The organism is Pontivivens nitratireducens, from assembly GCF_014235845.1.
Taxonomy (GTDB): domain Bacteria; phylum Pseudomonadota; class Alphaproteobacteria; order Rhodobacterales; family Rhodobacteraceae; genus Pontivivens; species Pontivivens nitratireducens.
The window spans coordinates 21,232-27,231 of the sequence record NZ_JACJUQ010000025.1 but is presented as its reverse complement, the minus strand read 5'-3'; the positions used below and the strand labels follow the sequence as shown (position 1 = coordinate 27,231).

Below are 6,000 nucleotides of genomic sequence, written 5' to 3'. Positions count from 1 at the left end.
GGGCGGGGCTGGCGGACGGGACCCCTAGGACAGGTGGGTCGCCCGGTGGTGAGGGCGGCAGAGCCGCGTCCCTGCGGGCCGCGGGGGAAGCGGACACCAAGGCTGCCTGAGCCTGAAGGCGGCGAGAGTATATGACCAACATGCTGGTATATTATCGTAAGGTAGGGGCAGCCTTGGTGGAAGGTGGCGGGAAATAGGGGGCCTTTCTTCGCATGTCGCGCTTAAAACGTCTCAAAGATGCGGACCGCATGGAGATCGTTCGCGAGGCTGCGGAAGGTGTGTCGACATCCGTGTTGGCGGAGCGGTTTGGCGTGTCGCCGCGGGCGATCCAGTACACGCTCAAAGCCGATGCCGAGCGCCAGACGGATGCTGCGATCCCGGTCTTAGCGGTCAGTGTCAAGGTCACGGCTGCAGAGCTGGCGGCGCTCGACGCGGTGCTGGCGAAGGCGGGGACCGAGAGCCGGGCCGAGGGGCTGCGGCGGCTCATTCAGGCGGCAGGCGGGGTGTTCGTTCCGGACGCGCAGATGGCAGCAGAGATGGCTCGCTACCGCGCCTCTCTGCACGAGGTTGGCAATGGGGTCGCGCAGATCGCCAAGCAGATGACGCAGGCCAACCGGCGGGGGCAGGGGGCCGTGGGGGGCACGCGTGCCGAGTTCACCGAATTGCGCCTCGCGCAGATGCGCGGGCTGGCGCAGTCCGACCGTACCAACCGCCTCGCAGATGAGATTGCGCGTGTCCTGAACCATGAGCGGGCGGGGGAGTTGTCCGCGCCCTTCGAGACGAAGCCGATCGTGAGGCATTCCGCGAGGAGATCGCGCGGGTGCTGGATGACCGCCAACTTGACCGGCTTACATCCGGTGATGCCGATGCGCTGGACAAGGTTCTCGAGGACCGCCTCGACCGGCTCTATGTCGCCAAGGTCTATCTGCAATCCGATGCCGTGACGGCCAACACTGAGGCTCTGCGCCAGGTGGTCGATGATCTTGCCGACACCGAATATGAGCGGCATCACGCTACGGATGTGGACGGCGAGACCGAACGGGGCCAGGTGCATTGAGTGCGTCCATGGGCAAAGCGCGGGTCGCCACGGGCGTCCTGCTTGTAACGCTTGTGACCGGGGCCATGGGCTATGCCATCGCTCTCCATGACCAGCACCATCTGGGCTGTGGCGGAACTCGCCAGAAACCATAAAACGAGAAGGCTACTTGCTGCCGCCCGTGTCGCTTGCAGCCAGCGTATGTGTCGTCCGCTGGCCTTCTTCGAGAGGGACATCGGCATGGGAGAAACCGATCCCGATGAGGAAAGAAACCACGCCAGTGATGGTTTTGAACTCGCGAATCTTGATGTCGTTATAGGTCGTCCGGGTTCGGGCCGTGACCAGCAGCTTCTCAACGTCTTCGTCAGAGACGACGCGCATGATCCAGACCCCGTAATAGCTGGGGCCTTTCTTATGTGCCGACTCCTGGCACAGGATTTCTGCGCTATAGCCGCTTTCCACGAGTTCGCGGAACCTGGCTTCCGTAACCACATTTGGTGCTTCGATGTCCCAGTTCATGGCCCGGCTCACGCTTTCTCCAATGGCGCGACCCCAGGCATTCCTACTTGAAGCCTAGAGTTACGATAGTATAGTATTAACTGCAAGATGTAATATCGAGTTTCGACTGTATCTTGGTTACACAAACACTAGGCACGGGCAGCGTTCACGAGCAAGGAGATAACAGGTTTGCGAAACCTCAGGTTGTGGGCCTACACTTATTGCGGACTATACCAATCCTCATGGTTGTGTCTGGCACGGGTTTCGAGAGAATCCTGTCTCGCACCCGCCCGGCCGTTCGTGCCCAGTGATTCTCAGTCAATGCACGATTACAGTAACATCACCCGGCAGGATTTCGAAGACTACATCAGCGACATTCAGAGCTACTTCCGCTGTCTGGATGAAGAGTGTGTCCGGGCTTTTGAAGAAGGGCGCTCAGTCAGTGAAGACTACGGCCGGTTTCTGCAGCTGGCAGGGGATTGATGGTCCATCCGGTCTGCATCAGACTTGTACCCCATGGAAACAGCACGCCGATAACCCCCTCAAATATCCATTTTTTAGATAACAGATTTCATCCGCTAGCGACGTCACGAAAGGTATGTGGCGCGTGGCGAGAACAATCAGAAGTAAAGGGCAAGTGGCACTCTGCCAGGCGTTGGTCGACGCCCGGATCAAAGCAGGCTTTGGCCAGGCTGAATTGGCGACGAAGCTCGGATGCCACCAATCCCTTATTGCCCGCCTTGAAAGCGGTCAGCGCCGGGTCGACGTTGTCGATCTGGTCGTCTTGGCGCGCGCCATTGGCTTTGACCCGTTTGAGCTACTGGCGATCGTTGAAGCCGCCACGGAGCCCCCATAATGATAATTATGTTAATCGCGAGGCGCTCTGAGTTCAATCAAACAACATTACGATTTGGTAGTGCTCCGGCAAGGGCAGTGCCACCGTACTGAAGTTACTCCTTTGCGAAAGGAGCGACCATGTTCAGAAAATTCGGATTGCTCTTGGGCCTCGCAACTGCTGTAGTTCTTCTGTTTATGGTTTCGAACAGATGCTGCCTTCTGCGAAGGCATCTGATTGAAAGCTCCCCTACCTTTCACTTGCCCAAGCGATTGCCGCATCCGTTTCCGAGGGGTCGAACTGGCGGAGTTCGGCCTTGGTTAGCACATCGGCGAACCTGGTGCCCCACTCCATTAAGGCCCCTGCGCCCACCACAGCAACGCGACAGAAGTCATTCCTATGGGCTGTGTCGATCTTCAGATCTTCGAGCAGAGCAGACGGCCCCTCGTAGCCTTCGAACCTCGTGAGATCGAGAACCAGGCCGGGCTTGCTTGTCTCTTGCAGGCGCTCATGAAGCAGTGCGTGCATCCGTTTCAGGTCGCTTTCGCTGAGCTTGCCCTCGCAGGCGAGGCCAATCGTGTCGTCATGATTTGTCAGTGTCTCGGTGAACATGGTTCTCCTCCTCTTTTTCCGGCTTGCCGTGACCGTAAAGGTCAGCGTTTTCGTGTGCACGGTCTTCGTGTTCAAATTCCAGACTCGAATGACCGATGCTGAAATCGTCCTTCAGCCGGTCCTTGATCGCGGCCTTGATCTTTTCGATTTGACCCCAGCGGTCCGCTGTCAGCACGACGTGGCAGTCCAGAGCCGCCTCGTGCTCCTGCATCTGCCACAGATGCACGTGATGAACGTCCGCGACACCGTCCACATCCCGCATCGCCTCTACGACCTCGTCGCCGTCGATCTCCGGTGGGCTGCCGAGCATCAGGGTCCGGATCGGACCGCCAATCTCGGTAAATGTGAGGTAAAGGATGTAGAGAGCGATGCCGATGGTGATCGCCGGGTCGACCCACCGCATGTCGTAAAGGATGATCAGGGTGCCGCCAAAGACGACGGCAACCGAGGCGGCGGCGTCCGACAGGTTGTGCAGGAAAAGCGCACGGATGTTCACGCTGCCTTTCTGCATCGAATAGGTGAGCATTGCCGTCAGCGTGTCGATGAAAAGCGCGATGCCGCCGAGGATCACTACCATCCAGCCCTGCACCTCGGGGGGGTCGATCATGCGCATGCCACCCTCGTAGATCAGGTAGAAGCCGATCAGGATCAGGGTCGTGTAGTTGATGAGTGCTGCGACGATTTCTACCCGCCCATAGCCGAAGGTCATGCGTTCGTCTGCGGGCCGCCGCGAGATTTTCTGGGCGGCAAAGGCAATCACCAGCGACGCCATGTCCGAGAAATTGTGCAGGGCATCCGCGATTAGCGCGAGGCTGCCGGAAAGGATGCCGCCGACGATCTGCGCGACCGTCAGGAGGCCGTTGGCCCAGATGGCGATGGAGACGCGACGATCACCGGATTGAGGATCGATGTGGGCGTGGCCGTGATCATGCGGCACGGTTCGTCTCCTCATGGCGGTGGTTCGGCCGATTGAATCCGGGGACCGGCGGCAAGATTCCGCGGCGGATGCGGCGAACCCTGGCATTCATCCAATGACGGATGACGTGGCGATAGAGCAAGTCGCGCACAAATCCGAAGTTCTGGCGGTGCTTTGAGAAAAAATCGTCGGGCGCCTCAAAGGTTCCGAAATCGCGAGCAATACCGGTTTTCTGGATGTAGGTGTCATTCCCGGTCCAGGCGACAGCCGGGGCGCTCAGACTTTCCGTTCCAACCCCGTAGCCGCACAGACTATCCGTGTCGCGGAATTCGTGCTGCAACGCATGCAAGAAGGACGCGTCCAGGATGAAGCCTTCGAGATTGACCCATCCGTCCCCCAAGTCCACCTCTACCCAGGAGTGGAGGATTTCGGACGGCGCGAGGGGATAGACGAGTTCCGGAACGACGCCTCTCTGAAGCGCCTTGTGGATTGTGAATCCGTGCAGTCGACAGCGAACTCCCACGCCACGCAGCAGGGCCATGAGGAGCGTGCCCTTGGTGTTGCACTGCCCGTGGCCATCTGCGAGGACCTCGGACGCCGGAATGTCGTCGGCGCGGTTGTAGCCGAAGGTAATCTCGTTCCTGACGAAATCGTAGATGGCCCCAGTTCGGTCCTCGCTGGGAAGGTCTGCCCAGCCGCGATCCTCGATCAGTTTTGTAATTGAGGTCGCGTCAAAATCCAGCAGCCGGGTTTTGGCCAAATGAGGGTCGGCGGGGTTCACGGGATATCTCCTCGAATCGTTCGCGAGAATATGTAGTTGCTACAGTCACTGTAGCTTCAAGCCCCGATTTCAGGCGATGTCCTCACTTGCCTGATTGTCATCGTGCACCGCCTTGTGGTGTTCACCATGCGCGTCTTTCAGGATTCCGACGCCACCCCAGGTCGCGATGCCGGCGACAATCACGCCCACGACAAGGTCCGGCCAGTTCGTTCCGAGCCAAGCCACGAGCCCGCCTGCGACGACGATTCCGAGATTGGCCGCGAAGTCGTTCCAGCTGAAGGTATTCGCCGCTCGGATGTTCACGTCTGGATCGCGAAGCCGTGCCAGCAGCCAGACGCAAAGTGCGTTGATGGCCGCGGCTACCAGCGCCATGATAATCATGATGGTGCCAAGCGGATCCGATCCGCCAACGTAGCGGCGCCAGGCGTCATACAGGATGCCAAGGGCGAAGAGGATCAGCAGGCCGCCCGAAACGTTCGCCGCTCCGCGCTTCCACTTGGCGGAGCGGGACAGCGCGAAGAGGCTGATCGCGTAGACGAAACTGTCCGACAGATTGTCGAGGCCATTGGCGATAAGCGCGCTTGAATCGCCGAATGCGCCCGAGGCGAAGAAAGCGATTGCCAGCCCGATGTTGAGACCCAGCACGATCCAGAGTGTGCGTCTTTCCGTTGCGTTTCTCTGCTCCGCCATGCCGGGTATCCAAATTATTGAATTGCCAATGAGTAACTAACACCGGGCTTTCTGCGTTCCGATCAAAGGTCCTCAAAATAGCTCAGGCACCGATTTGTTCATGCTCGGTCAGGCATTCGGAATGGTCACGCAGCACCTCGAGCACACGGCAGTCTGAAGTCTGCCCGCCGCTGCACTCATGCACCATCCGCTTCAATTCCGTCCGCAGCGCCTCGAGCCGCGCCAATCGTTGCTCGACCTGTTTGAGTTGCCGACGGGCTATTGCATCCGCCTCCGCGCAGGACTTTCCCGGATGATCGCTGAGATCGAGGAGCTCACGGATCGCGTCCAACGAGAATCCCAGTTGCCGTGCGTGCCGGACGAATGACAAGCGGTCGAGTTCGGCGTCGCCATAGCGTCGTTGGCCCCCCCCGGTCCTGCCGGGCTCAGGCATAAGTCCGATCTGCTCGTAATACCGGATGGTCTGCACCTTTGTTCCGGTCTTCTTCGCCAGCGTCCCAATCGTCAGCATTTCCGCTCCCCACATTACCTACAGTGGGTGTAGCTTTATGCGGTGCGCATCACAAGCTTCACCTGAGTTTCACAGATCGGTGATTGTTGGCCGACCGATGACAATCACGCTTGAACCTACA

Annotated in this window: 8 protein-coding genes and 1 pseudogene; 3 read left to right on the top strand and 6 right to left on the bottom strand. The window is 59.2% G+C overall.

Annotated elements, in window-relative coordinates; translation table 11 throughout:
• Positions 1–212: 212 nt before the first annotated feature.
• Positions 213–752: pseudogene (locus H1S03_RS17750) on the top strand (helix-turn-helix domain-containing protein); the annotation flags it as partial.
• A 449-nt stretch (positions 753–1,201) separates the two neighbouring features.
• Here the strand turns inward: H1S03_RS17750 and H1S03_RS16520 are convergent.
• A complete protein-coding gene (locus H1S03_RS16520; protein WP_185805243.1) occupies positions 1,202–1,555 on the bottom strand; it encodes a hypothetical protein in 354 nt (117 codons plus the stop codon).
• Positions 1,556–1,855: 300 nt separating this feature from the next.
• On the opposite strand from H1S03_RS16520, the gene H1S03_RS17415 reads away from it, so the two are divergent.
• Positions 1,856–2,017 carry a hypothetical protein gene (locus H1S03_RS17415; protein WP_249777976.1) on the top strand — a complete coding sequence of 54 codons (162 nt, stop codon included), beginning with the start codon at positions 1,856–1,858 and terminating at the stop codon, positions 2,015–2,017.
• Positions 2,018–2,141: 124 nt separating this feature from the next.
• A complete protein-coding gene (locus H1S03_RS16515; protein ID WP_185805242.1) occupies positions 2,142–2,390 on the top strand; it encodes a helix-turn-helix domain-containing protein in 249 nt (82 codons plus the stop codon).
• Positions 2,391–2,618: 228 nt separating this feature from the next.
• Here the strand turns inward: H1S03_RS16515 and H1S03_RS16510 are convergent, their stop codons facing one another.
• The 5 genes from H1S03_RS16510 to H1S03_RS16490 all read right to left on the bottom strand — a co-directional run bounded on the left by H1S03_RS16510 (position 2,619) and on the right by H1S03_RS16490 (position 5,879).
• On the bottom strand, positions 2,619–2,981 hold the full coding sequence (locus H1S03_RS16510) for a SpoIIAA family protein (RefSeq protein WP_166195164.1): 363 nt from the start codon (positions 2,979–2,981) through the stop codon (positions 2,619–2,621).
• Positions 2,953–3,918: a cation diffusion facilitator family transporter gene (locus H1S03_RS16505; RefSeq protein ID WP_166195364.1), complete on the bottom strand. Its 966-nt coding sequence runs from the start codon at positions 3,916–3,918 to the stop codon at positions 2,953–2,955. Before H1S03_RS16505 ends, H1S03_RS16510 begins: the two co-directional genes overlap by 29 nt.
• Positions 3,908–4,678, bottom strand: coding sequence for a transglutaminase-like domain-containing protein (locus tag H1S03_RS16500; RefSeq protein WP_166195167.1), 771 nt, complete (start codon positions 4,676–4,678; stop codon positions 3,908–3,910). The genes H1S03_RS16505 and H1S03_RS16500 overlap by 11 nt, the downstream gene beginning before the upstream one ends.
• A 69-nt stretch (positions 4,679–4,747) precedes the next feature.
• Entirely contained in the window at positions 4,748–5,368 is a 621-nt protein-coding gene (locus H1S03_RS16495) for a cation efflux transmembrane domain-containing protein (RefSeq protein ID WP_166195170.1), read from the bottom strand.
• Between the two features lie 82 nt (positions 5,369–5,450).
• Complete coding sequence (locus H1S03_RS16490) at positions 5,451–5,879, bottom strand: MerR family transcriptional regulator (protein ID WP_108895404.1); 429 nt, start codon at positions 5,877–5,879, stop codon at positions 5,451–5,453.
• Between the last annotated feature and the right edge of the window lie 121 nt (positions 5,880–6,000).